20 protein-coding genes and 1 pseudogene are annotated in these 24,349 nt (G+C 44.4%); 9 read left to right on the top strand and 12 right to left on the bottom strand.

Annotation, left to right across the window (positions count from 1 at the left end):
• The first annotated feature begins 30 nt into the window (after positions 1 to 30).
• From ACF8EG_RS02605 to yegS, 3 genes are all read left to right on the top strand, one after another.
• On the top strand, positions 31 to 456 hold the full coding sequence (locus ACF8EG_RS02605) for a bifunctional diaminohydroxyphosphoribosylaminopyrimidine deaminase/5-amino-6-(5-phosphoribosylamino)uracil reductase RibD (protein ID WP_005454234.1): 426 nt from the start codon (positions 31 to 33) through the stop codon (positions 454 to 456).
• Between the two features lie 173 nt (positions 457 to 629).
• The gene (locus ACF8EG_RS02600) at positions 630 to 1,535 is read left to right on the top strand and encodes a LysR family transcriptional regulator (RefSeq protein ID WP_025794418.1); all 906 of its coding nucleotides are present in this window, start codon (positions 630 to 632) and stop codon (positions 1,533 to 1,535) included.
• Positions 1,536 to 1,544: 9 nt separating this feature from the next.
• Complete coding sequence (gene yegS, locus ACF8EG_RS02595) at positions 1,545 to 2,444, top strand: lipid kinase YegS (RefSeq protein ID WP_005454287.1); 900 nt, start codon at positions 1,545 to 1,547, stop codon at positions 2,442 to 2,444.
• Between the two features lie 120 nt (positions 2,445 to 2,564).
• Here the strand turns inward: yegS and ACF8EG_RS02590 are convergent, their stop codons facing one another.
• The 3 genes from ACF8EG_RS02590 to ACF8EG_RS02580 all read right to left on the bottom strand — a co-directional run bounded on the left by ACF8EG_RS02590 (position 2,565) and on the right by ACF8EG_RS02580 (position 4,724).
• Entirely contained in the window at positions 2,565 to 2,900 is a 336-nt protein-coding gene (locus tag ACF8EG_RS02590; RefSeq protein WP_031817320.1) for a YgiW/YdeI family stress tolerance OB fold protein, read from the bottom strand.
• A 15-nt stretch (positions 2,901 to 2,915) separates the two neighbouring features.
• Positions 2,916 to 3,563 carry an AcfA family outer membrane beta-barrel protein gene (locus ACF8EG_RS02585; RefSeq protein WP_069506050.1) on the bottom strand — a complete coding sequence of 216 codons (648 nt, stop codon included), beginning with the start codon at positions 3,561 to 3,563 and terminating at the stop codon, positions 2,916 to 2,918.
• Between the two features lie 177 nt (positions 3,564 to 3,740).
• Positions 3,741 to 4,724: an HAD family phosphatase gene (locus ACF8EG_RS02580; protein ID WP_031817321.1), complete on the bottom strand. Its 984-nt coding sequence runs from the start codon at positions 4,722 to 4,724 to the stop codon at positions 3,741 to 3,743.
• Positions 4,725 to 5,102: 378 nt separating this feature from the next.
• On the opposite strand from ACF8EG_RS02580, the gene ACF8EG_RS02575 reads away from it, so the two are divergent.
• Both ACF8EG_RS02575 and ACF8EG_RS02570 read left to right on the top strand, forming a co-directional pair.
• Positions 5,103 to 6,425: an anaerobic sulfatase maturase gene (locus ACF8EG_RS02575; RefSeq protein ID WP_029799185.1), complete on the top strand. Its 1,323-nt coding sequence runs from the start codon at positions 5,103 to 5,105 to the stop codon at positions 6,423 to 6,425.
• A gap of 9 nt (positions 6,426 to 6,434) precedes the next feature.
• Positions 6,435 to 7,562: a tetratricopeptide repeat protein gene (locus ACF8EG_RS02570; RefSeq protein ID WP_079858917.1), complete on the top strand. Its 1,128-nt coding sequence runs from the start codon at positions 6,435 to 6,437 to the stop codon at positions 7,560 to 7,562.
• Here ACF8EG_RS02570 and ACF8EG_RS02565 read toward each other — a convergent pair.
• Positions 7,559 to 9,196: a VRR-NUC domain-containing protein gene (locus tag ACF8EG_RS02565; RefSeq protein WP_069506047.1), complete on the bottom strand. Its 1,638-nt coding sequence runs from the start codon at positions 9,194 to 9,196 to the stop codon at positions 7,559 to 7,561. The genes ACF8EG_RS02570 and ACF8EG_RS02565 overlap by 4 nt on opposite strands.
• Before the next feature lie 67 nt (positions 9,197 to 9,263).
• On the bottom strand, positions 9,264 to 10,496 hold the full coding sequence (locus ACF8EG_RS02560) for an OFA family MFS transporter (RefSeq protein WP_069506044.1): 1,233 nt from the start codon (positions 10,494 to 10,496) through the stop codon (positions 9,264 to 9,266).
• Positions 10,497 to 11,071: 575 nt separating this feature from the next.
• Between ACF8EG_RS02560 and ACF8EG_RS02555 the strand changes: the two genes are divergently transcribed.
• Positions 11,072 to 11,428 (top strand): NADH:ubiquinone oxidoreductase, encoded by a 357-nt coding sequence (locus ACF8EG_RS02555; protein ID WP_069506041.1) that lies wholly within the window; start codon positions 11,072 to 11,074, stop codon positions 11,426 to 11,428.
• 154 nt (positions 11,429 to 11,582) lie between these two features.
• On the opposite strand, the gene ACF8EG_RS02550 is transcribed toward ACF8EG_RS02555, so the two are convergent.
• The 4 genes from ACF8EG_RS02550 to ACF8EG_RS02535 all read right to left on the bottom strand — a co-directional run bounded on the left by ACF8EG_RS02550 (position 11,583) and on the right by ACF8EG_RS02535 (position 17,101).
• The gene (locus tag ACF8EG_RS02550; protein WP_069506037.1) at positions 11,583 to 13,436 is read right to left on the bottom strand and encodes a M48 family metallopeptidase; all 1,854 of its coding nucleotides are present in this window, start codon (positions 13,434 to 13,436) and stop codon (positions 11,583 to 11,585) included.
• Positions 13,436 to 14,026 (bottom strand): LemA family protein, encoded by a 591-nt coding sequence (locus tag ACF8EG_RS02545; RefSeq protein WP_005486526.1) that lies wholly within the window; start codon positions 14,024 to 14,026, stop codon positions 13,436 to 13,438. The genes ACF8EG_RS02550 and ACF8EG_RS02545 overlap by 1 nt, the downstream gene beginning before the upstream one ends.
• Positions 14,027 to 14,255: 229 nt before the next feature.
• A complete protein-coding gene (dcuC, locus tag ACF8EG_RS02540) occupies positions 14,256 to 15,623 on the bottom strand; it encodes an anaerobic C4-dicarboxylate transporter DcuC (RefSeq protein ID WP_069506034.1) in 1,368 nt (455 codons plus the stop codon).
• Between the two features lie 353 nt (positions 15,624 to 15,976).
• Entirely contained in the window at positions 15,977 to 17,101 is a 1,125-nt protein-coding gene (locus tag ACF8EG_RS02535; protein WP_025540548.1) for a fatty acid desaturase, read from the bottom strand.
• Positions 17,102 to 17,372: 271 nt separating this feature from the next.
• On the opposite strand from ACF8EG_RS02535, the gene ACF8EG_RS02530 reads away from it, so the two are divergent.
• A complete protein-coding gene (locus ACF8EG_RS02530; protein ID WP_005481267.1) occupies positions 17,373 to 17,921 on the top strand; it encodes a GNAT family N-acetyltransferase in 549 nt (182 codons plus the stop codon).
• Between the two features lie 86 nt (positions 17,922 to 18,007).
• Here the strand turns inward: ACF8EG_RS02530 and ACF8EG_RS02525 are convergent, their stop codons facing one another.
• Positions 18,008 to 18,625, bottom strand: coding sequence for an HAD family phosphatase (locus tag ACF8EG_RS02525; protein WP_025632561.1), 618 nt, complete (start codon positions 18,623 to 18,625; stop codon positions 18,008 to 18,010).
• Positions 18,626 to 18,944: 319 nt separating this feature from the next.
• Between ACF8EG_RS02525 and ACF8EG_RS02520 the strand changes: the two genes are divergently transcribed.
• Positions 18,945 to 20,993: a response regulator gene (locus ACF8EG_RS02520; protein WP_069506031.1), complete on the top strand. Its 2,049-nt coding sequence runs from the start codon at positions 18,945 to 18,947 to the stop codon at positions 20,991 to 20,993.
• Between the two features lie 76 nt (positions 20,994 to 21,069).
• Here ACF8EG_RS02520 and cqsA read toward each other — a convergent pair whose 3' ends face one another.
• Entirely contained in the window at positions 21,070 to 22,251 is a 1,182-nt protein-coding gene (cqsA, locus tag ACF8EG_RS02515; protein WP_069506028.1) for an alpha-hydroxyketone-type quorum-sensing autoinducer synthase, read from the bottom strand.
• Positions 22,252 to 22,606: 355 nt separating this feature from the next.
• Positions 22,607 to 23,551 carry a ribosome biogenesis GTPase YlqF gene (gene ylqF / locus ACF8EG_RS02510; RefSeq protein ID WP_017448150.1) on the bottom strand — a complete coding sequence of 315 codons (945 nt, stop codon included), beginning with the start codon at positions 23,549 to 23,551 and terminating at the stop codon, positions 22,607 to 22,609.
• Between the two features lie 259 nt (positions 23,552 to 23,810).
• On the opposite strand from ylqF, the pseudogene ACF8EG_RS02505 reads away from it, so the two are divergent.
• Positions 23,811 to 24,349 (top strand): annotated as a pseudogene (locus ACF8EG_RS02505) (transposase); the annotation flags it as partial.

Below are 24,349 nucleotides of genomic sequence, written 5' to 3'. Positions count from 1 at the left end.
GCCTCGTTTTTATTAGAGAATAGAGTTCAAATGAGCCAAGAGTTTATGCGCCGCGCATTGGAAGTGTCCAAAAATGCGCTTCCTGAATGTCAACCCAACCCGCCGGTTGGCTGCGTGTTAGTGAAAGACAATCAAATCGTTTCAGAAGGTCATACTCAAGCTATTGGTGGCAACCACGCGGAAGTAGAAGCGCTGAATGCATATCAAGGCTCGTTAGAATCGGTGACGGCATACGTTACGCTCGAACCGTGTTCGTTTGTAGGTCGCACGCCAGCTTGCGCGGTGACATTAGTGAAATCCGGTATTGGCAAAGTCGTCGTAGCCATGTTGGATCCAGATCCGCGCAACAGTGGTCGAGGTATCGAGATTCTAAAACAAGCCGGTATTGAGGTAGAAATTGGTTTATGCGGCAAGGAAGTCAGCGAGTTTCTTACCCCATATTTAGGCAAATCTTAATGTAAGCTTTGGCCTGCACGTTAGCAGCCCACTTATGCGGTGAATGGAGTACGTCAAAATTGAGTTAAAACTCATTAAAACAGGTCGTACCGCCCATTTCTTGTACTTAGCTACGTTAACTATCATGCTGTTAGATTAAAATAGAAAAAGTGATTTTCGAAAAATTTAATAGCATGAAACCGACCGATCTTAATCTCATCCCCATTTTTATCGCCATCTACGAAGAGCGTAATTTGTCTCGGGCGGCGGCACGTTTAGACATCACCCAACCCGCGGTGAGTAAAGCGCTAGCTAGATTGCGCGATATCTACGACGAACCATTGTTTCACCGCAGTTCTTCTGGTGTTGAACCAACATCGTTTGCTGTCGATATTTATCCGGCTATGGTTGCAGCGATAAAGAACTTTACCTCGACACTGTCGGCATCGGTTGAGTTTGATCCTAAAGTTTCCAATCGCATTTTCTCTATCGCTTGCGTGTCGATTTTAAGCTACGAGTTACTGCCACAGTTGATGAAGCAGATTCACGAGTTAGCGCCGAATATCGCTTTGGAAGTGCACCCACTGTTTACTGAGGATTACGAAAGTGATCTACGCTTACAACGCTATGATTTGATTATCGATTTAGCGCCACGCGGGAGAACGGTCTTGAAAGTTGAACCCGTGATCACTGAGCGTTTGATGGTGGTGTGTAACAAAGATCACCCTCGCATCGCTGAGAGTATTTCTCAAGAGCAGTTTTTTGAAGAAGAGCACGTGGCAATATCGCAGTGGCAAAGCCGAAAAAGCATGCTGAGTGCAGAAGACATTGTTGATTTGGACAAACGCAAAATCATGTATCGAGCCGCAGGAGCACTGGAAATGTTGCCGGTTATCTGCGGTAGCGAATACATTGGTTTGATGCCAGAATCGATGATTAAGTTGTTCAGTAATACCTATCATGTGAAAGCACTGCCGTTTCCATTTGATGTGACAACTTACGATCTTTGCACCATTTGGCACCCTAGTCGCACTAATGAAAGTGCCCATCAGTGGTTGCGCGCGCAAATCAAACACGCAGGGAAAGTCATCAAGAAATAGGAAGTCCATATGAAGACAATACGAGCGATTCTAAACGGCAAAAAAGCCGGTAATCCTGAGCTAAGAGACGCCATCATGAAAATGAGAGACAGGGGCGTAGATGTGCAAGTTCGCGTCACTTGGGAATCGCAAGATATGCCGCGTCTCGTGAAAGAAGCGGTAACGGATGGTATTGAGCGTATTGTTGTTGCGGGTGGCGATGGCACTGTCAATGAGGCTGCTTCGGCACTTATCCACATTGATCATGAAAGTCGCCCTGAACTTGCCATTATTCCGCTTGGTACGGCCAATGATTTTGCGACCGCGAATCATATTCCAGATTCGATTGCTGATGCATTAACGTTAGCAGTGGAGGGGCAAGCGCTGTCTGTTGATTGCGTTAAGGCGAACGATCGTTGCTTTATCAATGTTGCGGCGGCAGGCTTTGGCGCAGAAGTGACGGCAGAAACGCCAGTTGAGTTAAAAAACTTTCTCGGTGGTGGTGCTTACACACTGACTGGCGTTGTGAAGGCGCTCGGCTTCAAACCTTATGATGGCAGCATCATTATTGAAGGGGGCCGCTACGATGGCGAAATGTTGTTAGGGGCATTTTGCAACAGCCGCTTAGCTGGTGGCGGTCAACAGCTCGCTCCCCATGCGATGATTGATGATGGTTTGATGGACTTAACGCTGGTTCGTCCGTTTTTACCGCATGAATTGCCCAAAGTCATTGAAGAGATTAACAACCCATCCGAGAAAGGCGAGTTTGTGAAACACACCCGAGCCAGTTGGTTGGAGATCGATTTTCCGAATCCTCTACCACTTAACTTGGATGGCGAACCGTATCACTCCCGTAAAATTCGATTTGAAGTGCAGCCAAAGAGTTTGAAGTTGGTGCTACCTAAAGATTGCCCGTGCGTGACGCACTAAGTCTAACCTTATGAGATGAGCAAAAACAAAGCCACCGATGGGTGGCTTTGTTTTATCACAATTTTTTACTGTTTCAACGAATAGCTCCTTGGCTAGAGGACTTTCGTTGTTAGGACTCGTTTATAGCTTTTGGATGGTATCTACGTCGATTTGCATGGTGGTCCATTCTGAATCGATTTCGCCACGAATTGCCACTTTGTCGTTTGGTGTCACGTCTAAGCCCATCCATTCTTCGTTGTCGATCTCTACTTCGATTTCGCCAGTGCTGTCTTTGAACAAGTAAGTCTCGTTACCTAGTGATTGAATGATGTGCCCAGTGAGCATTACGGCGCTGTCTTCGGTTGCGTTTTGCGCATCTTTCACTGTGTTGATTACGCTTATTTCTGGGCCATTAAAAGCGGCGAAAGCCGAGCTTGAAAGTAGGGCAACCATGGATGCCAAGATCATTTTTTTCATTATCGTTTCCTTAAATTAAAAGTAGTAAGTTGTGCCTACGTTAAAGGATGCTGTGTTTGCGTAGCTGTCTAGTTGGTATTTTGCGTTTGCGCCAATGGTGAGCTTTGGGAACACTTGGTATGCCGCCCCCACAGAGAACATTGCGCCGAACTCGTTATTTTTCTCCGCGCTATGGAAAAGCGTGTTGGTCATTTCCACATCGTCGTTCGCGACAAGCTCGTATTCTTGATGTTTAGAAACCTTGGTGTCGTATTGTGTGTAAGTTAGACCCGCTTTGAATTTGGTTGTCCATTTATCACTTAATGCGTAACTAAACACTGGAGCCAACGACACTTGTTTGGCTTTGATTGACGCATCCCAATCCATTTCATGATGGTAATCTTTGCCATCGATTGGCTTGATACCTAGGTTTTTTGAACGACTATCATCAAGGTCAAACTGGCTGTAACCCAGTTCCAATGCCCAGTTGTCATTAAATGCGTAACCGACAAAGCCTGAGAAAATACCATCTTCAAGTTCAGGGTTGAGTGTTACGTTGTCAGCTGAAAAGTGAGGTTCCAAATCATGGTCAGTGGTGCCTAATCCATATTCCAGACCTACATAAGGAGCCGCAGATACCGAAACTGAGCAGGTAACAAGTAACGCAAGAAGTGTTTTGTTCATTCTAATTTTGCCTCTTCAAATCAACTTAGTGAGTAGAAGCGCATTTTGTGTGATGAAGCGTGAAGTGATCGTGAAGAAATACAAGAATTTGGCATGCAAATAGAAAAATTCCCCAAAGCGTGGGGAATTTTTCGGTCTTGGTTCGTAAATTGATTGGGCTTCGAACAGCACTCCTGTTTAATAAACAGCGCACCAATCGTTTTTCATGTCGATAAGCTGCCAGTTGTCACGCGCATTGGCTTCGTCTAACGCTTTATCTAAGCGGCCAACGTCCGATTGACGGTCGTATTTCCACTCGCGCGCTTCGTCAGTGTGATGCACAATCATCGCCATAGAATTTGGTTGGCTTGTCGCCCACTGCATCATCGCTTGGTCTCCGTCCGAGTTACCAACGGCGAGCACTGGTTTCTTACCAATAATGTACTGGATGTTTTCGACTTTCACTTCTTTATCATCGAGCGTTAACAGTTCGCCCAACTTCATCACTTTAGGCTGACCATCATTAAAGCTGTATTCGTATTTCAACGCACTGCCGATGATTTGTTCTTCAGGAATGTTGTAAGCCTCTGACGCCCACACGCGCATAAAGTCCACGCCACCACCTGAAACAATGTAGGTTTTGAAGTTGTTCTCTTGCAGGTAAGTAAGCATTTCGCGCATCGGCTTAAAGGTGAGGTCGTTGTAGGCTTTACCGAAGCGCTTGTCTTTCGCCACCGCAAGCCATTGCTCAACGGATTGTTGGTATTCTTCAACGGTCATGCCGCTGTGGGTGACTTTCATGATTTGGAGTAACGATTCTTTGCCGCCAGCAAAGACTTTCTCTAAGTCGTTTTCAATGACGGATTTAAAAGGTTCCTGCGTTTTCCATTCTGGATGCGTTTTCGCAAGGGCTTTGATTTGATCTAACGCGAACGCAATTTGGAAATAAATCGGCTTTTCTGACCAAAGTGTACCGTCGTTGTCGAACACGGCAATGCGGTCAGAAACGGGAATAAATGTTGCCTTTGAACTGTCGGTAGATTGATCGACAAAATTCACAATGGCGGTTTTGCTGTCGCTGTCTTTCCAAGAAGGGAGCAAGTTGGCATCGCAATCTTTCGCGAGGCTGGAAAAAGATAAGCTAGTTAAGACGGCAAGAGTACAGAGATGGATTTTGTTCATTATTTACCTCGATTGATTTCACTAGGTTGTGATCCCTAAAAAGGGCAATGAGGGCGGATAACCTTAAACGACTACTTACACGTTGTACTCATTTCATTTTCTCGCCCACGCGTTAGCGTTGAAAATTCGCCTTCATCATAAGCAAGCGTAGTCGCATTCCTTGGTTGTGCACGAAATGAATAGCGTAATGCTTCTAAAACGCCGCATACGGGTTATCTCAAACTGCCCAAAGTAGAGTAACAACAAGCGCCATGAAAATAGGTTATAAGCGGTATAACAAGCCTGCGGTATTAATGAAATTTATGATTGGGTCATCAAGGTGAATCGCGGGCAAATATCCGGATCACGCCTTCAAATTCGCAACAGCAAAGGTGACTCATGCAAATTACTCAAAGTCCTCAGTTCAACGGCAAAGCGTCTAAGCGTTTACATGTTATGGCAAAGCCCATTGGTGCTGCCTGTAACATTGACTGTACTTACTGCTACTACCTCAGCAAACAGGACTTACTTGAGTATAAAAAAGGATGTTCACCAATGATGGATGAAGCCACGTTGGAGGCTTACATCAAACAGTATATTGAAGGGCAAAACACACCTGAGATCGTCTTCTCTTGGCAGGGCGGTGAGCCAACGATGTTGGGCTTGGATTACTTCAAGAAAATTGTCGAGTTTCAAGCGAAGTACCAACCCGCAGGCGTGAAGATCTCTAACGATCTGCAAACAAACGGCACGTTATTGAATGACGAATGGTGCGAATTTTTAAGCGAGAACCATTTCTTGGTGGGCTTGAGTATTGATGGCCCTGAAATGCTGCACAACGCGTATCGAACCAACCGAGCCGGTCGGGGTACATTCAAACAAGTCATGAATGCGGTGGAGTTGCTGCATAAACATCAGGTGAACTTTGCCACGCTTACCTGTGTGAACAACCTGACGAGCCGAAATCCGCTAGAAGTATACCGTTTTCTGCGAGATGAGGTCCGCTCGCCACAAATGCAGTTTATTCCTATTGTTGAACAGAAAACGTTCCGCACCACTGCGCCTCAAAAATGGCAACCGCAAGAACAGCTTAAACAAGGAGACAAGCGTTTGATTCCGGGTCACAAAGATTCTGTCATGGAACCTTGGTGTGTTGCTGATGAAGCTTGGGGTAACTTCCTGATTGCGGTTTTTGATGAATGGATTAAGAACGATATCGGCAAAGTGTTTGTGCAATATTTTGAAGCCAGTGTAGAGGCTTGGATGGGGCGCGCTAATCCACTTTGTACGCTGGGTGAGGTGTGCGGTAAGGGGTTAGCGATGGAGCCAAATGGCGATGTGTTTGCGTGCGATCATTACGTTTATCCGGAGTATAAAATTGGCAATATTCATCATGACAAGCTGGATGAACTGGCCTACAGCAAAGAGCAACAGAAGTTCGGTTTTGCAAAATCTCGCTTGTTAACGCAGCAATGTCGAGACTGTGAGTATCAGTTTGCATGCTACGGTGAATGCCCGAAAAACCGTTTCATTCGTACTCGTGATGGTGAGCCGGGACTTAACTATTTATGTGCAGGATGGAAGAAATTCTTTGCACATGCTGACAAAGCGATGGCATACATTTTACGCGCAACGGGTAACGTGGTGGCTCATGGCAAATACAGCGATTCAGTCGTGCGCCAAGAGAGTGAACAACGCCCAGTATTCGAAACAAAATTTTGAGGAATTGGTATGTCATTGTCTACAGAAGCCCCCCTGTTAAAGACACCGTGTTTGGCACCGCGCAAACGTCGATCGAACAAAGTGAAGATGCTTTCTAAGTCGTTATTGGCGGTCACGTTAGGCGCGGTCATTAATCATTCTGTTATGGCGCAAACGCCGACGGAACAAACGCAAGTTCAGCCGACTGCGGCAGAGCAAGTGCAACAACCAACGCCGCAGCAAGTGATTTCTAAGCTCGCTTATCAAGCTCAAGACCAAAAGTTGCCGACCGAACAACGTGTTCAAGCGCTGCGCGAACTGGGTAATTACCCAAACCAGAATGCTCTGGTGGCTGTTGCTCGAGGTTTACAAGATAAAGAAGCGGCAATTCGCGAAGCTGCGATAGTCGGCGCGCAACCTTACGCGATCGAAAACCGCTGGCGCATGGTGGAACCACTACTTAAAGATGAATCCTCTTCCGTGCGTATTGCGGCAGCACTGAACTTAGTGCGTGACTATTCTGTTTTGACAGAAGCGCAAAGACCAGCGATAGAAAAGCCTGTGGACGAGCTTTTAGCGAGTTTAAAGAGCGGCACGGATAACAACACCCAATTGCTGTTAGCCGATGTGTATCGCTGGCATGAAAACTGGAAACAAGCGGACGATATCTATCAAGCATTGTTATCCAAAATGCCGGAAAACCCAGATGTTTGGCTGAACTTAGCCGACAATTACCGCGCGCAGCAACGTGAGCAAGAAGCGATTGATACATTGGATAAAGCGATTGAACGCCTTCCAGACAATGCCGCCCTGCATTATTCGAAATCTTTGACGCTCGTTCGTTTAAACGACAAAGAGCAAGCCGCAAATGAAATCGAAAAAGCGGCTAACATGGCGAAAAACAATAGTTATTTTTGGTATTTGAATGGTGTGCTACAAGAAGAGTTCAGTGTCGATAAGGCTGTGAAATCTTTTGAACAGGCTTACTTGATTTCAGGCGCGCCAGAGCAGCTGTACGCGGTTTGTGATATCTATATTCGTTACGATAATCCGAAAACGGATGAATGCTTGGCGGAACTAGAAAAAGTCGCACCAAGCTATGTGATTGACCAGCTCAAACAGAAAAGAGCGCTGACTTCTGCAAAGCCTAAAAGCTAGTCAATCCGCATTTCATCTTCTTTTCGCGCGGTGACGTAACACACTGCAAATGGCACATTAAGGCGAGAAAACTCTTTGATCCAACGCCATTGGTTATCTTGGAGTTTATCGCCGGGCCCTTTTACTTCAATCCACTCGAACTCGTTGTCTCTAAAAGCAATCAGATCCGGCATCCCATTGCGGTAAAGCTTAAGATCGCTTAACTGAACCTTAAATAGTTCGAGTAATGTGTGGGTAGGAATGGTGTTGAGTGACTGTTCTAGCAACTCCTTGCCTATTAAGCTCCATTGAACAAACGGATTGCTGATACCAAACTTTTCATCGTATTTCGCTAAAATCGCTTGTGTATTACCCAATTCTAACTGTGCGAAAGCTTCATCAATCAGTGCTTGGCGCTTTGCTACAAAATCGGAATGGTACAAATCCAGAGGACGGTGTTGATAGGCATTGATGAATGCCCCTTCAATGGGAGCGAAAATCGCATCCCAAAAAGTGAGTCCAAGTAATGCATTCAGCAGTGCATTTTCGGCGTAAAATACACTCCAACCTAAAGATTCAAAGTGCGCTTTGCTGGCGAGTTCGACTCTCTGTTGAGATAAATCCAGTTCAACTCGGTACTCCATACAGGTTGGCTTTGTCACTCTTGGCACTTTCTCACCTTGTTTTCGTTTCAGCCGCTGCTCAAGTTTTTGTGCGACTTCGAGCTCAGACACATCGATCGGTGAGTGAAGTATCTCTGTGACAATGTCACTAAATAAATCATCATGGTTCAGTTTGTCATATATACGTGCGCGTCGTTCTCGGCTTGGCGTAAGCTGAGTTTGGCCAAATAGAGATAGGGCTGTCTCTAGCTCATCAATCCGTTCGTAATCACGTGCTATGTCATTCAACATGTGCTCTCGTTTACGATCCACATAAGGATGATGAACAGGGTGAGGCATCGCCTCAATAAGAAGGTCGAGATTGGCTTTGTCTTTTCGGTCAAATTGCCAGTACAGGTTGGCCAGTTGGCTCAGTTCAATTAAGCGGTCTATTTGCTCACGTGAATCAAAGAAGCGGCGCACTTTACTCAATTGATATTGCTCGAACTGGTGTAGACCTAAGTCATCAAGCACAAACTGACTTAAGTCTTGATGGGTGTTGGCAAAAAACAGAGTGAGCAACACGTCGATCATGTGGGCGGAATTGAGTCTGACGATCGTAAACTCAAGTTGCTCTACGCGATCAAATTCCGTATTACCCAAACGTTCGACAAGGGCGTCTTTCTTGAGGGATTTCGGCAGTTCGGGATAAAGCGCGGAGATCTCTGGTTTGGTCAGTAAGTTAGCCGCCAACTCTTGATGAGAAAGTGGTGGGGATAGTGAGATGAAATCTTGTCCGCCTAATTCCGCCAGCGCAGCATCGATTAATGGAATTTCTTGATAATTGAGTTTATCGCTTCGAAACCAACATCCTTTTCGGCTGTATAAACGCACCAAAAGGCACTGGGCGTGTTTGTTCAAGGAATCAAACGAACAAAGCCAGGCGTGTTCTTCCTCGGTCAGTAAATCGCTGTACCACGTTACTGCGTGGTGAGTCAGCTTAAAGAAGTTCTCTAGATAGTAGTCTGGCGCGAGTTCGATTGGGCTTTCCATAAACGACCGATAACAAAAAAGGCTTAACCCATAGGTTAAGCCTTTTCTCTATCAAATCAATTCGCAATTATGCGTTTTTTAGCTGTGCTACTTTCGCTTCAGACAGTGGCTTAGTGATGAACGCAAGTACGATACATACAGCCATCATTGCTGAAGAAATAGTGTAAGCCAAGGTGTAGCCGTCGCCATTTGTCATCGAGAAACCAACAACTGCTGCGCCGATTGCACCACCGATACCCCATGCAGTGTAAAGCACACCGTAGTTAGTACCGTAGTTTTTCAGACCGTAGAACTCAGCCGTTAGAGTAGGGAACACCGCAAGAAGCGTACCGTAGCCTACCGCTGCGATTGCTGTACCGATGATGAGAGTAAACTCAGAATCGAACGTTGCGAACAACACCATGTTTACGCCTTGTAGAACGAACGCGAGTAGAAGCGTACGAACACCGCCGATTTTATCTGCAAGCATACCCGCAGCAACACGACCGCCAGAGTTGAATACAGCAAGAATGGACGCTAGGTAAACCGCGTTTGGCAAGTTTGCTTGAACGCTTGCGATTGTCGTGATGTTACCGATGATCATTAGACCAACAGAAGCTGCGAACGCGTACATGATCCATAGAGAGTAGAACTGTGGCGTTTTCAACATTGCTTTCCAAGTCAGGTCATCTGACTTTTTCACCGCTTTAGGTGCTTGGCCTTCTTTTACTTTCGGCTCAGCAGGTGTGTAGTCTGCTGGTGGGTTGTTGATGGTTGCTGCAAGAGGAACCGCAATCGCTAGAATACCAAAACCAAGAACCATAAAGCTGGTTTGAATACCCATGCTGTCGATAAGCGCAGACGTTACTGGCGCAAGGTAGATAGCCGCTAGACCAAAACCTGCCGCAATAATGCCGTTAACCATACCTTTCTTCGAAGCGTGGAACCACTTCATCGCAGAAGGTGACAGACATGCATAACCAAAACCGATACCTGCACCTGTGATTACACCAAACGTAATGTTCAGCATTAGTGGAGAATCAACAAAGCCAGATGCGATCATACCTAGACCTGTAAGAACAGTACCTAGGATAAGGATCATACGCGGACCCATACGGTCTTGAAGGATACCTGCAACAAGAAGACAGATAGAGAAGGTGATCGTTGCAGTTGCGTAAGGTGCAGAAGCTTCTGCAGCACTCCAGCCTGATTCAGTCACCAATGCCTTGTTGAATACACTCCAAGCATACAGGATGCCAAGACAAAGGTTGATACAGAACCCTGCAAGCAGGATGCGCATAGCTTTATCAATCTTGCTCATTTTCATTCTCAGTTTTACCTCTTGCTACAACGCAAAGAGGTGTTGGTTTAAAGATGTTTTTTCTCAAAATTAGTTTGCGTTTTTCAACGTTTAACGCAATGAGCGCGGATTATAACCAATAAAGATGTGATTGGAATCTCTTTTTACTTACAGATCTAAAAATAATTTGAAAATATAAAATCAATTGTTAATTGATGGTTTTGTATATAGGAAAAATGTTGATCTAACGTAATGTGCTTTGTTTTCAATCCTGTAAAGCTAAGTGCAACTGAGTGAATTCAGAACGACTCGACGTTTAGCTCACATTTCCTGTAAATAGTTTCAAAATGTTTTTGAGTTAATTTTTTGTAACAAAAGTGCTCAAAATAAGTGCTAAGCAGCCGAAGTGCCGAATTTAAAGGCTTTATAAAATTCTGCTTGTTAACTTTATGTAAAGTGCGCGCTCTGAGTTGTCAGCAAGGACGAAAGTGAATAAAAAATGTGCTTGATATTGCGATCTAGATAAGCAAAATGGAGCGCAAAATGAGTTTTCATTTATGAAGGGATGCTTTTTTAGACTTGTTGTGAGGTGACTTATGAAATTGTTCCTATTACTCATGGCTTCTGTTTCTGCTGGTGTAGCATCTGCAGATCACATCCATTCATTTATGTTAGGTTTATCTATTGCTTCTCTGGCAGTGGGTAGCTGTTATTTCTTTGCATTCCGTAGCTCGCGTTTTCCGCAGTTAGCGCTGTTTTTATTGATTTGCGGCATGTTATCTAAACTGACTATTACGGTTGTAGGTGTTATGTGGGGTATGTCTGCGCAATTGATTACTTCACCAATCGTGTTTGCGTTGTCCTATCTTTTCTTTGCACTTGCTGTTACGTACTTGTGGTTCAGCTATCGTGAAAGCATCACGCAAATTCCAGAGCGATTTAAAGCAGCTTAATTTAGCGCTTTGATATCGACAAATATGAAAACGCCAGCGATTAACGCTGGCGTTTTTGTTTTGGTGATACTTCGCTATTTGGCGTGAAGTTTCTTCTTAAGTTGAAGTAAATAACCTTCGTTTAGAGCGAAAGTCTTAGAAAGATACGTTTTAGCTAACCCGAGACGGTAAGTGGTGGTTCCGGTACTTCAAGGAAGCAAGCAATGACGCGATAGAGTTCTCCTTCCGCAACGGTAATTTCCCCATCTGATTCAATCGCGATTCGACAAGCTTTGACGAACATTCGTCTGTCTTTGGGTTTCAGTTGCAGCAACAACTCTAATGCGGCGCGGCTTAAATGCCAATTGCTGTTAGCTGGTTCTAACTTCACTTCAGGAAAGCCTAAATGGGCGAGGGCACAATGGTAGGCGCGCTGAGCTTTGTCTGCTTGAGAGTGGCTGACCCATGCCAGTTCTCGCAATAGCCAAAACACACTTTCCTCTAATTGCTTCAACGTCTTGTGTTGTTTGATGAATCCAAAAGAGGCGAGTAGCTGCTTTTCTAGTAAGTTGATGACACACCATTCGGCTAGCGAGTATTGATTATCCGTCTCTGAGAGCTCACGTAGCACTTTACATAAGCTGATTTTCTGGGCTTCACTCAGCGATTTAAGTGCCGGCAGAGCGAGTTCGAGTAACGGGAAACGCAGATGAAGTGGTAAGTCGTAATCTAACCAGGGAAGCAATGTAGATTGCGATGCGAGTGGAACGTACGACTTAATCATTTCGCGCTGAATATCGCTGCCATCAAAAATGAGGGCGAATGCGATAAATCGGGCGCTATATGGTTCACGTGCGATATCAACTAACTCTGGTGGTAATTGACTGATCAACTGTTGGCCTGTCTCACTCAATTGCTCCGATGGTGAGGCAGATTGCGAAGCAGGAGAGCCGCCACCTACGGCAAAGCCACTGACTTGTTCGTTATCAAACGCCGTGCTTTGAGCATGAGAATGTTGAGCGTAGATTCCGTCCCAATTGGGTTCGATTCTTCGAATTCTTTCGTCCAATGGTGGGTGTGTCGCGAACAAACTAGAGAAACCGGACAATTTACTCTGTCCAAACATCATGTGGCTCATTTCATCACTGGCTTTCGTGTTTAAGGTAGAGCCTTGAACGTTGCTGCCAATCTTCTTTAACGCTCCCGCAATCCCTTGATCGTTGCGAGTGAACTGCACGGCACTGGCGTCAGCTAAAAACTCGCGTTGGCGCGAAATCGCTGCTTTGATCATATTGCCGAACAAGGTTCCTAACCAACCCAGCACCAAGCAGACAATCGCAATCAGTATGATGACAGCGAAGCCTTTGTTTGAATCAGAAGAACTGCGTGATACGTGACGAGTGCTGTTCGAGTTATCCAAGATCAGATGACCAAAATGAGCAATGCAGGTAATGCCAAATAACGCACCAATCATACGAGTATTCAACCGCATATCACCATTTAAGATGTGGCTGAACTCATGGGCAATTACACCTTGAAGTTCGTCACGGCTAAACGCATTTAGTGCTCCTTGCGTTACCCCGATGACGGCATCATCAATGCTCATGCCTGCAGCAAACGCGTTGATGCCGTGCTCTTCCGCCATCACATAAACTGGTGGCACTGGAATCCCCGACGCGATGGACATTTCTTCCACAACATTGAGTAACTGGCGGTGTTTCGCATTTGACGTGTCTGTCGAAATCAACTTGCCGCCGATACTTTCTGCAACGCCACGTCCACCATTGGCGTTTAGCTCACTAAGACGAATGAATGAGCTGATGCTAACAACCAATAGCACGCCCACAAAGCTCAACAAACAATAACTGATGATGGATTGAGTGGTGAACGGTTCGCCAGTGAAATAAAAGTAGATGCCAATCGAAATGACACTCACTAGCCCTGTGATGGCTAAAACGGCCAAAGTGAATAGCATCACCAAAAGTCCAGTTCGCTGGCGCGCAGTATCTTGATGATGAAAAAAGTCCATTAGAACGCAACCTTCGGCGCTTCTTGGATTGCTTCTGTGTCTGCAAACTCAAGTAACTTACCGTCTTGGAAACCAAATGTGTTCGCGAAGATAACGGGTGGGAATGTTTGCTTGTAAGTGTTGTAGCTGGTCACGGCATCATTAAATGCTTGGCGGGCAAACGCGACTTTGTTTTCGGTACTGGTTAGCTCTTCTTGGAGTTGGCTCATCGTCTCGTTTGCTTTCAATTCAGGGTAGGCTTCTACCACAACGTTCAGTTTGCCGAGAGCGTTTTGTAACATGCCTTCTGCTTGGCTAAGCTGGCTAATTGCAGCATCACTATCTGGCGCATCACTGGCGGCTTTTAAACCTGCTATTGCTTGGTTACGAGCTTGGATCACGCGTTCAAACGTTTCCTTCTCATGATCCATGTAACCTTTAGCGGTGTTTACTAAATTCGGAATTAGGTCGTATCGACGTTTCAGTTGAACTTCGATTTGAGCGAAGCTGTTTTTAAAGCGATTTCGTAGAGTAACGAGCTTGTTGTAAATACTGATTGCGTAAACCACAACCAGCAGAACAATAACAATAAAGACAATCAGTGCAGTCATAGTGAGTTCCATTTTGTGAATGTATCAGTGTTTTATATAAGTAGTTGAGATATTAAGCAAATTAGACTTACTTATAATGTGGGGTATTTTTAAATATGGCACGCATTGCGTAAGAAATATGAGAGCCATTTGGGATAAGAACGAAGGGAAAGGATTCTCAAGGAGAGCAAAATAAAAAGGCCCGGCGTGAAAGCCGAGCCTTGTGGAATATTCGAATTTTAATCCGCGATTAAGTTGTCATCGGAACAAGTACCATAGTACCGATGATTACCGTCAATAGGCCAGCAAGCACAGGCACTGAAGTGCGTTTTACAACTTCAAATGGGCTGATGTTCGCCATACCTGATGTCGCAACGATTACGCCAGATACCGGCGAGATGGTACGACCTAGGTTTGATGCTTGAAGCATAGGGATGATTAGGAACGCTGGGTTGATGCCCATTTTCGCCGCTAGAGAAGGTGCAAGTTCTACAAACGCATAGAAAGGCGCGTTACCAGAACCAGTAGCAATAGCCGCTGCAACGGTTAGACCTGTTAAGATCAGCATTAGTGCAACGCCACCCGCACCTGCGTTATCGGCAAGGTGAAGTAGGTTGTCGATAGCACCAATAGACATCAGACCTTGTGCAAATACGCCTGCGGCAACCAATAGCATCACAACGCCTTTAAATGCATCGGCCATGCCTGCGTAGCATGAGTCTAAATCTTCAAGCGCTTTTTTGCCGTCGAATTTGTTCACGACATAATGGATAAGTGCGCCAAGGAAAATAGAACCCACAACGATGGTGTAGATATCTAGACTAAGACCAGGAATCGTACGTCCATTAAATAGGAACACACCGATGATTGGTAAGAATGGTAGTGCTGCGTAAAACGCTGGTGCATCTGCTTTAATTTCTGATACGTCGATTTTTTCCATCGGCGTATTTTCTTTCTTATCTAGGTATTTGTTCCAGAAGAAAGCTGCTGCCGCCATTACGACGATTGCACAAATCGAAACAGGAAGAACAGTTTGTACCGCAAACACATCTAGCGCCAAGCCAGACTTTTCTGCAGCAATAACAACGTCACCTGAAGTAGGAGAAAGAATAATAGCAGCAGGAGATGCACACACTGCCACAGCCGCAGGACGAGAGATTCCCATCGCAACCATCATTGGGAATAGGGTTGCCATCAATAGAACGCCAAGACCTGTTGCAGAGCTCACCGCTAGAGACATCAAACACGCCACAATGTAAGCCGCTACCAAAAGGACATAAGGAGACTTGATAACAGAAAGCGGTTTAGAGAACTGTTTCACGACAACGTTGTTCGCGCCGATGTGAGTCATGTAAGAAGCGAAACCACATAGCAACATGATTTGCATACCAAGGCCGCCGCCACGGTATTGCAGCATGTATTTCACGTATTCTAGCGAGTCTGTCACCATGTTACCGGTTGAGGTGATGCTTGATGGCAGAACGTCATGGCCCAAAAAGCCAGTCATAAGAAGCAAACTGATACCAGCGGTTAAAAGTACGCCAGCTGCCTTGTAACCTTTGACAATGAAATAGCCCACCGCAATGGTTACTACCAAGCCAATTAAGAGCTCTAGCATAGGGGTCTCCAGATGTTATGAAAAAAAGAAAGATTCTGTTTCAATTTATGACAAGGAATTTACAGAATTCTTAACTGTGGCACGAGGCTAATCTGGGACTTGCATGATCTAAAACAAATAATAATTTAATAATTAAATCCGACAGATTCTCTTGTTTCAATTTCGTTTTGTAGGTGTTATGTGCTGGTTTTTTGGGTTTTAATGGAAAGAAAATATAAGCAGATTGGTGAATGAAATGCAGATGAAATAATTAAAAGTAATCGAAAAACATTATTCGAGTTAGATCACATTTGTAACGGCTAAAATAAACAAAAAGCCCCGACTAAGCGGGGCTTATTCAGCAACTTAATGCATTATGCGTAACGACGGATCATCAAGTTCCAACTACGTTGTTGACGCTCAAACTCAGTTTTAAGTTGTTGATACTTCAATTTCGATACAGAGCACTCGTATTTCTTCACTACGTTCGCAGTTTTTTCACCGAGCAACTCTTTGCGTGCTTCGTAGTATTCCTGCATATGGTGAACCAATGCATCAAACTCTTGCTGAAGTTGATCGAGAACTGTTTGCGCATTGGGTTTGGACTCCAGTTTCTCTTTCGCTTTCTTCAACAACTGGGTTGCTCGCGCTTTTTCAATTCGGAAAGTTGATGTAGTGCGAAGCTTGGACGTCAGCCCCAACCAAGAACATGACTTGATCAGCCATTTAGTTGGATCGTAGTGCCACCAATAAACACCATTGCGGTAGTCATTCTCAAAGATGTGGTGAAAATTGTGGTAACCCTCGCCAAAGGTAAAGAAGGCTAAGACACCGTTATCGCGGGCCGTATTTTTGTCCGTAAAAGTTTGCTTGCCCCAAACATGCGCCAAAGAGTTAATAAAGAAGGTTGTGTGATGGCTCAAGAACAGGCGAGCTGCGCCAACAACCAGCAGCATTCCCCAAACATCCCCATAGATAAGACCCAAAGCTACAGGGAAACCGATATTAGTCAGCAAAGCTAACGGCACGTAGTACTTGTGTTGCCACATCACAATGCTATCGCGTTTTAGATCGCGGCAATTGGTGTACTCATTTTCTTTAGACTTATTGTAGTCGCGCAACATCCAGCCAATATGTGAATACCAAAAGCCACGTTTGGCGGAGTAGGGATCTTTGTCATTGTTATCGACATGTTTGTGATGCACTCGGTGATCAGAAGACCAGTGTAATGCACTGTTTTGGAGAGAAAAAGCGCCGCCAATCGCGAAAATTGCACGTAATACAGGATGAGCTTCGTAAGTTTTATGGCTCCAAAGGCGATGATATCCCGCAGTAATCGACAGGTTAGTGAAACTGAATGCAAGGATACCCCAAATCAAGTGCTCCCAGCCCAGTCCATAATGATATGCGTACCAAGGCATTACAATAAACGTTAGAACAAAACTGGCTGAAAAAATCAATATATTCAACCAGATAAATGGTGGTTTGTTTTGATTCACGGAGGTATTCCTAACTTTGAGCTAACAACTGTTCGCCAGAATATCAGCGAACACGTGTAAGTCAAATTAAAGTTAGATAAATGTGACTATTCTTGTTGAGCTGAGCCGGAATTCTAACTGGGATATTTTGCTTTTAATTTAATAATGAGTAGTATTAAAAAATGAGCTATGGCTTGAGGCGTATGAAATCTGCCAAGTAATTGGCTTTATAAAGGTGGAATATGCCAAGGCTCTGTGGAAAAGCAAAAATGTAAGAAAATAGGAATACGTAATGGAATTACGATTAGCGGAATATAAGGACTATGAACGCATTGCTCAATTGCATGCGGACAGTTGGAAACGTCACTACCGAGGCATTTTAACGAACACTTACCTGGACAGCGAAGCCATCGACGACAAATTGTTGATTTGGCAGACTCGCTTAACCAATCCTCCATTTAACCAACATATCGTTCTTGCAGAAGAGGGGGGCTTGTTACTCGGCTTTGTCTGTGTTTTCGGCAACCATGACTTTGAGCGCGGTACATTCATTGACGCTCTGCATGTTGATGATAGCTATCGTGGTCGTGGTATCGGCAAACAACTCTTGCTTGCCGTTGCAGAGTGGCAACAGCAATACTTCAAAGATTCAGGATTGTATCTAGAAGTTGTCTCGCAAAACACATCAGCGATTTCGTTCTATCAACATATTGGTGGACAAGAATGCCAAGAGCGTACGTGGCGTGCTCCGGGCGGAACAGAAGTAATGGAAAAAGTGTTCCGTTGGTCTAACGCGCAAGCGCTGGTAAGTGGCATTGAGGAAAACGTCATCTATTCATAACACTTTCTAAGCGAAAGAACGGAGACGATAAGAGCAGCACTGACGCTGCTCTTTTTTGTTTGCGGGATAGTTAACAATCTGGCGAGTTAAAAAGACAGGCCCATTTCCTTTAACTCACTTTCACATTGGCTCGCGTTTTCAAACTGAATAGCAGCCATACCCACCTGTTTAGCCCCTTCGACGTTGTAAGGCATATCATCCAGAAAAACGGTTTCTGATGGGTTTAAGTCGTAGCGGGAGAGAAGCGCTTGATAAATTTCCGGTTGAGGTTTTAAAAGCGCGACTTCGGCAGACACAATCGCGCCATCAAAAAGTGGCCAAAAATCGTACGTTGATTTTAAGTGTTCGACAATTTCTACAACATTATCAGTTAGTGCGTAGACACCGTAACCCGCTTGCTTCACCTTTTGTAAAAGCTCAACACTGCCGAACAGTTGAATCTGAGTCTGTTTTACGTAGTAGAAGAAACAGCAACATTCTTCAGCCGTTAAGTCGAGTTCTTGTTGATAACGGTGTATTGCTTCTTCTTCGCTGATCAAACCTTTGTTGAGGTCTAGCCAAATCTTGTTTGAGAACAGTCTTTTCGCCATTTGTTCTGCATCTACGGAATGACCAAATGTTAAGCGTACAATCTCTGGTGGTGACCAACGAACCAGTACGTTGCCGACATCGAAAACAACATTTTTAATTTGAGAGCTTTCCATAGAACACCTTTGATTTGTGAGTTGGGCAGAGTAATCAAACGAAGATGAGTGAGAACAACATTCGCGTTGCCCTCGCATAAGTTGATTCTACTTGAATCACAATAAAATAATATGCAATTGAACTCGTTACCAAAAAATTCGTGAGATCAAGCTGAACTTAGATAAAAGACTGAATTTAAAGACAAGCATCGCGAATAAATTGACGGATTTCGCGCTGCTTATATTTGGCAAGTAATATATAATTACAAAACAACGTGATTATAAAAAAGATAGCAAGTCACAACTTTGAACGTCAGGCGGAGTAGACAAATTAGATAGTATGGATTCGATACGTAAGGTATATGAGTACGCAGAGCCCAATTTAACATTAGTTGGTTGGATGGGATTTATTGGCTTCCCGCTCTACTACTTCGTTTGGGACTTCATGTTCCCGCAATCCTATGAAAACTTGCCGCTACGTTTGTTCTGTTCCGCACTGTTTTTTGGCATCATTTTTCGTAACCGTTTGTCGTCATCCTGGCGAAAGTACGTGCACGTCTATTATCAAATAACGATTACGACCTGTTTACCTTTCTTCTTTTTTTATATGTTGCTCATGAATGATTGGTCCAATGTTTGGGTGATGTCATTCATGTCGGCTATTTTCCTGCATATTTTATTGGTTCATGTCACAAGGGTCATGTTTGCTCAGACGTTCGCTGGTATTGGTCTAGCGACGTTTTTTGCGTGGATCGCGAAAGGCTTTCATCTCGATATCACAATGGATTGGACGCATGTGCCGATATTTTTGTTTATTTATGTGTTTGGCAACATGTTCTATTTCCGAAATCAGGTCGAGCATGAAGCAAAAGTATCGCTCGCTAAGTCGTTTGGCGCTGGTATTGCTCATGAAATGCGTAATCCACTCAGTGGCTTATGTACGTCGATAGATGTTATTCAGTCTGTCTTGCCTAACAAAAAGGCGATGGGCGAAAAAGATCAGTATGTGATGAGTGGTGAAGATGTAACCTTGCTCCGTGAAGTGAGCGAAGATGCGATGAACATTATTCATTCAGGCAACGAGACAATCGATTTATTGCTCACATCGATTGATGAAAACCGCGTATCTCGCTCTTCCTTCAAAAGATATTCTGCTCAATCGGTGGTTGAAAAAGCCATTGAGAGTTTCAGTTATAAACGTTCGACAGACAGGTTCGCGATCTCATTCGATGCAAGAAGTGAGTTTGACTTTTTGGGTAGCGATACATTGTTAAAGTACGTCATGTATAACTTGTTTAAGAACGCATTTCATCATCGCAGTTCAGACGAGTTTCATATTCATGTGAGTATGCAAAGTAATGACACGGCCAACCAAATTGTAGTGACGGACAACGGCTCAGGTATCGCGTCAGATGTGATTCGACATATCTTTCAGGACTTCTATACCACAGGTAAATCGGGCAGTTATGGCCTTGGACTACCGTTCTGTAAGAAAGTCATGCGTTCATTTGGCGGTAATATTAAGTGCATTTCCCAGCCGGGAGAGTGGTCACAGTTTACGTTGACTTTTCCGCCTATCACATCAGATACGGTAACAGAAATTAAAGATGAGCTGACCAAAATGAAATCGATTTTATTGGTCAGTAATCAAGACATTATCGTGCAAAAAATGGTAGATATTAGTCGCTTCATGGGATTTGATGTCACCGTTTTAGATGTAAAAAGCGTCTTTAAAAAGAAAGAATACGAGTTTGAATTTGACCTGATATTTGTCGATGTGGAAAGCCTTGATGTTTTAGAAAACCAATTAGACAGAATCGAATCGTTACTTTCATTTACTGAAGCGCGTGTGGTGTATCTTTTTGAACACAAACCTGCACAACGAGCTAAAAAAGCTGGCCATGACCCGATTTGGGTAGAGACTCAAGCGTGGCTGCTAAACACCAAAGCTACGATTGAACGTTTGCTTTACGATTCCACTTATATCTCGTCAACGCTGCCATCTGCGCCTTTAGATAAATCCATCAAGCGAACCATCATGGTTGTGGATGATAACGAGTCTCTGCGTAAGTTTACGGCGATGTTACTAGAGAAGCAGGGATTTGAAGTGGTACAAAAGGAAGATGGTCAGCAAGCATTGGACACTCTTGAAAAAGAAAATATCGATCTGATTTTAATGGATATTGAGATGCCAATCATGGACGGAGTAGAAGCGTCGCGACGTATCCGTAACTCAGAAAAGCCGTATGCGTCTGTGCCGATTATTGCGCATACGGGAGACAGTTCTCCTGTGACGCTAGATAAAATAGGCTCGTCCGGCATGTCCGACTTTATCGTTAAACCCGCTGATAAGAATCGCCTTTTCGATAAAATTGCTAACTGGATTTAAACAGAGCTCAGGATCGAACTGAGCTCTGATCTTTCACTGGAGCCAAGCGTAGGCTCAGCGTCCACTACGAATCAACTTACACAAATTCTAAGTCGGGATGGTCAAATGCCTCCTGACAAGCCGATAAGACGTGATCCACTTGTTGAGCTGTCATGTCGGCATTGACAGAAAATCGAATGATGTTCTTGTTTCTGCCCGTGGCAGGTCGGCAAAACACCGCACCGAAAACGTCTCTTTCTTCAAGGAAATCGCGTACTCGTTCAGTGTTTCTCTCACTTCCACACTCAAGAGCAATAATCTGCGATTCGCTGCGAATGTTAAACCCAATACGTTTTAATCCGATCGCGAGTTCTTTGGCTCGCTTGAATAAACATTCACGTTTGTCGTCAGCCGCTTTAATTACCTCAAGTGTTTTTTCTAGACGCACGACTTCTTGCGGCAAAACCGTTGAGCTAAAAATCGCAGGATAGGCCACGAAGGGCAGCGATTGTGCTAGCTTGTTCGGGCCTAAAATCGCACCAGCGCGGTAGGCGAACGTTTTCGCCAAACTTACGGTAACGAAATCCACCATCTGTATTAGTCCCAGTTCTTGTAATAATCCAGACCCCTTTGGTCCGTGTGTGCCTAATGAATGAGATTCATCTACCACTAAGCCACAATCAAACTCCTTCGCCATTTCGTAGATGGCACGTAACGGGGAGATTGTGCCAATCGTGCTATACACCGAATCGACAACGATGATTCCCGCACCGTGGCGTTGGATCTGCTTGCGCAGATGATTCATGTTGTTGTGCATGAAAGGATGAATCTGCGCTCCAGCGGTGCGTGCTCCTTCCCACAACGACATATGAGCGAAAAAGTCGATGTATACGGGGACGTTTGGCGCGCAGATGGTTTGCAGTAAACCAATATTGGCTGCCCATCCTGATTGTGACAACAAACAACTTTCCATGCCGACAAACGTCGCCAGCTGGTGCTCAAAGGCGGGTTTTGATTGGTCATCTTGTAAGAAGATTGCCGACATCACGACATTGTCATCTCGTTCAGAAATTGCATCTCGATGCGCTTTCTGAACGAGCTCATTGTGAGAGAGGGAAAGGTAATCATTGCTTTGCATTACCACGGCATTTTCGGACGGTCGTTTGCCAAGAACGAGGTGCTTTTGATTTTCATTAGATTTAATTAAATCTTGAATATGGAAATTAAGGCGTTCCTCGATAAAAGAGGGCAGTGGTTTAGTTTCGTTTTTAGTACACATAATAAATCTCTTTGTGATTTGGAAAAACGCCAGCGCTGACCTTATTTATATTGAAGATTTTGGGGAGAGTGTCACTAATCAAGTTGCATAACTTTGCTAGCGCTTGCAAACTCGATATTTAAGGGTTGGATGGTGGCTGTAACTCCTTAGGTTACGGGGGTCTAAACTAGTTTGTGTTCAATAAATAAACATGTTTTTTTGTGCTTGTATGCCGTAAAAAATGTGGTACAAAATTACACGTAAATACGACAAAAAGTGGTTACGTTGATGAGGCGGGGTTATCTAGTTGGGTGTAAAAGTGGCGGACAAAAAAAGGCGCGAAAATCGCGCCTAGGAATAGAGTGAGAAAAAGAACTTAGCGTTTGTTACGTAAGTAACGTTTACGACGTTCTTCCTTACGTTTCGCTTTCTCTTCTTCTTTGCGAGCCGTTTCTATTTCGACTTCGATCAGTTCTTGAGTAATCATCTCAGGAAGCTCAAGAGTAATTTGTCCTAGTGTACCTTGTCGAAGCTCGTGAAGTAGAATCTCAGATACTTTATGAAGATCCACTCGGCCACCTGCTCGTAGCGCGCCGCGACGACGGCCAATTTCTTCCATGATCTCAATGTCAGACTCTGGCAGCTCTTCGATTTGGTAACGTTCTTTTAGACGTTCTGGGTAATGCGCTGCTAGATACTCAACAGTGTAAAACGCAACTTCGTCGTACTCCATTGCCGTATCTTTTACGGCACCCGTTGCCGCTAAACGGAAACCACTATGTGGGTTTTCCACTTTTGGCCAAAGAATCCCAGGTGTGTCAGACAGGACAATGCCGTTTTGTAAATTAATGCGTTGTTGGCGACGCGTTACCGCTGGTTGGTTACCCGTTACTGCGATAGTGCGACCAGCCAGTGTGTTGATGATGGTCGATTTACCCACGTTTGGGATGCCCATGATCATGGTACGAATGTTTTTACCAACTTCTTCACGGTGTGGCGCAAGCTTACGACAAAGCTCCATAATTTTATGTACTTCTTGAGGCTCAGAAGTCGTAATTGCCATTGCTTTTACGTTTTGTTCTTTCTCAAGATGGTCAATCCACAGTTGCGTCAGCTCTGGATCAGCCAAATCGCGCTTGTTTAGCACTTTTACAACAGGCTTTTCACCGCGGATTTTTGAAATCATAGGGTTTTCGCTACTGAAAGGAATACGAGCATCCAGTACTTCGATGATCACATCCACCTGCGGGATGGCTTCTTCGATCTCTTTACGCGCTTTGTGCATGTGGCCAGGAAACCATTGGATATTGTTGTTAACCATTTGAAAAATATACCTTTAGTTTTTATGGTTAAGCTGGTGGGGTATCAAGTGGGGTACCAAAAGAACTTATTGTATTTTGGGGTATCAAAGATATTTCGAACATCACTTACAACCACTGCAGCATTGATGTGAGCATCTTAACATTTTATTGTTGGTACTAAACTAAAATGTGATTACATAAGAGTAAACCCTAAATTTGATCCGCACCACCAGTTTTGGACACCGAGTTAAGTGAGTACAATCACTAACGAGGTGGACCATGACAAACAAAAAGAAACGTATTATCCATTCTCCTGAATTTAAAGCCGAAGCCCTGAAGCTAGCAGAGAAAGTGGGAGTGGCTGCGGCAGTAAGACAGCTCTCCTTGCATGAATCTCAGATCTACGGTTGGCGTAAGGCTGTAAAGAAAGACACCACGACCAGTCAGCGAGAGCAAGAGCTAGCCGCTGAAGTAGCCAAGCTCAAAAGGCAGTTAGCAGAACAAGCAGAAGAGCTAGATATCGTAAAAAAGGCCGCCACCTACTTCGCGAAAAATCTAAAGTAGATTGCTATGAATTCATGCTTGAACACCTGCTGTGCTTCAGTGTTGTCCGCATGGTTAAGGTATTCAAGGTTTCTCGAAGTGGGTTTTATTATTGGATTAAGCATCGCCACAAGGGTATTCAACGCGAAGCAACTCGCCAAGAGTTTGATGCAAAGGTTAAAGATGCTTTTGACAACAGTAAGGGGCGAGATGGTTCAAGATGTATCCAGAAAGAACTCGCTGAGAACGGTAATAGCCATAATGTTAAAACCATT

Source organism: Vibrio sp. YQ_11, assembly GCF_043103065.1.
Taxonomy (GTDB): Bacteria; Pseudomonadota; Gammaproteobacteria; order Enterobacterales; family Vibrionaceae; genus Vibrio; species Vibrio parahaemolyticus.
This window is presented reverse-complemented; position numbering and strand designations above follow the sequence as displayed.

Bases quoted from the DNA above. Each gene is read 5' to 3' on its own strand.
- ACF8EG_RS02570 (WP_079858917.1), top strand. From the start codon at position 6,435: ATGTCATTGTCTACAGAAGCCCCCCTGTTAAAGACACCGTGTTTGGCA.
- dcuC (WP_069506034.1), bottom strand. From the start codon at position 15,623: ATGCTAGAGCTCTTAATTGGCTTGGTAGTAACCATTGCGGTGGGCTAT.
- ACF8EG_RS02550 (WP_069506037.1), bottom strand. From the start codon at position 13,436: ATGGACTTTTTTCATCATCAAGATACTGCGCGCCAGCGAACTGGACTT.
- ACF8EG_RS02605 (WP_005454234.1), top strand. From the start codon at position 31: ATGAGCCAAGAGTTTATGCGCCGCGCATTGGAAGTGTCCAAAAATGCG.
- ACF8EG_RS02600 (WP_025794418.1), top strand. From the start codon at position 630: ATGAAACCGACCGATCTTAATCTCATCCCCATTTTTATCGCCATCTAC.
- ACF8EG_RS02580 (WP_031817321.1), bottom strand. From the start codon at position 4,724: ATGAACAAAATCCATCTCTGTACTCTTGCCGTCTTAACTAGCTTATCT.
- ACF8EG_RS02545 (WP_005486526.1), bottom strand. From the start codon at position 14,026: ATGACTGCACTGATTGTCTTTATTGTTATTGTTCTGCTGGTTGTGGTT.
- cqsA (WP_069506028.1), bottom strand. From the start codon at position 22,251: ATGTGTACTAAAAACGAAACTAAACCACTGCCCTCTTTTATCGAGGAA.
- ACF8EG_RS02520 (WP_069506031.1), top strand. From the start codon at position 18,945: ATGGATTCGATACGTAAGGTATATGAGTACGCAGAGCCCAATTTAACA.
- ACF8EG_RS02555 (WP_069506041.1), top strand. From the start codon at position 11,072: ATGAAATTGTTCCTATTACTCATGGCTTCTGTTTCTGCTGGTGTAGCA.
- ACF8EG_RS02565 (WP_069506047.1), bottom strand. From the start codon at position 9,196: ATGGAAAGCCCAATCGAACTCGCGCCAGACTACTATCTAGAGAACTTC.
- yegS (WP_005454287.1), top strand. From the start codon at position 1,545: ATGAAGACAATACGAGCGATTCTAAACGGCAAAAAAGCCGGTAATCCT.
- ACF8EG_RS02575 (WP_029799185.1), top strand. From the start codon at position 5,103: ATGCAAATTACTCAAAGTCCTCAGTTCAACGGCAAAGCGTCTAAGCGT.
- ylqF (WP_017448150.1), bottom strand. From the start codon at position 23,551: ATGGTTAACAACAATATCCAATGGTTTCCTGGCCACATGCACAAAGCG.
- ACF8EG_RS02585 (WP_069506050.1), bottom strand. From the start codon at position 3,563: ATGAACAAAACACTTCTTGCGTTACTTGTTACCTGCTCAGTTTCGGTA.
- ACF8EG_RS02530 (WP_005481267.1), top strand. From the start codon at position 17,373: ATGGAATTACGATTAGCGGAATATAAGGACTATGAACGCATTGCTCAA.
- ACF8EG_RS02560 (WP_069506044.1), bottom strand. From the start codon at position 10,496: ATGAGCAAGATTGATAAAGCTATGCGCATCCTGCTTGCAGGGTTCTGT.
- ACF8EG_RS02525 (WP_025632561.1), bottom strand. From the start codon at position 18,625: ATGGAAAGCTCTCAAATTAAAAATGTTGTTTTCGATGTCGGCAACGTA.
- ACF8EG_RS02590 (WP_031817320.1), bottom strand. From the start codon at position 2,900: ATGAAAAAAATGATCTTGGCATCCATGGTTGCCCTACTTTCAAGCTCG.